This is a genomic window from Drancourtella massiliensis, assembly GCF_016900655.1.
Taxonomy (GTDB): domain Bacteria; phylum Bacillota; class Clostridia; order Lachnospirales; family Lachnospiraceae; genus Sellimonas; species Sellimonas catena.
The window spans coordinates 1-454 of record NZ_JACJKH010000108.1; the positions used below are offsets into that span (position 1 = coordinate 1).

Consider the following 454-nt stretch of genomic DNA (forward strand, 5'->3'; position numbering starts at 1 on the left):
AAAGGGATTATCGGTTAATACCGATTTTTAACCCCTGCCATGAAAAGAAGAGGCAGTCCCAGAGAATTCGGACTTTTTCAAAGTCTGAATTCTCTATGGAACTGCCTCTTTCGTTTTGTAGCCCCTATTTTAGGGCGCAAAAACCCCTTGTTTGGATTTTTAGGTTTCGCTCCTTAGCTAAGCGGTTTTCTGCTCCTTTTTTCCTTCGTATTTCTTTATCTCATCATGTAAAAAACGATGGTATTTCATGATATTTCTGCCAATCGCATACAGCATGAATTCTTTATATACTTTTTCTTTTGAACGGTAGTGAAAACGCCGGAAGTCTTCGTTCTCTTTAATATCTCCAAAGTGTCCTTCTGTCTGGATCGACCGGATCTGCCGTTTCAGGATCCCTTCTTCACTCTGGATATTCGCATTGGATTCTTCCTTTAGTTCTTCCCATCGTTCATTA

At 40.1% G+C, this 454-nt stretch carries 1 protein-coding gene; it reads right to left on the minus strand.

The features are described from left to right. Window positions 1-177: 177 nt before the first annotated feature. Window positions 178-454 (minus strand): transposase (locus H6A32_RS15940; protein WP_204864520.1); only part of this gene is annotated, 277 nt, incomplete at its 5' end.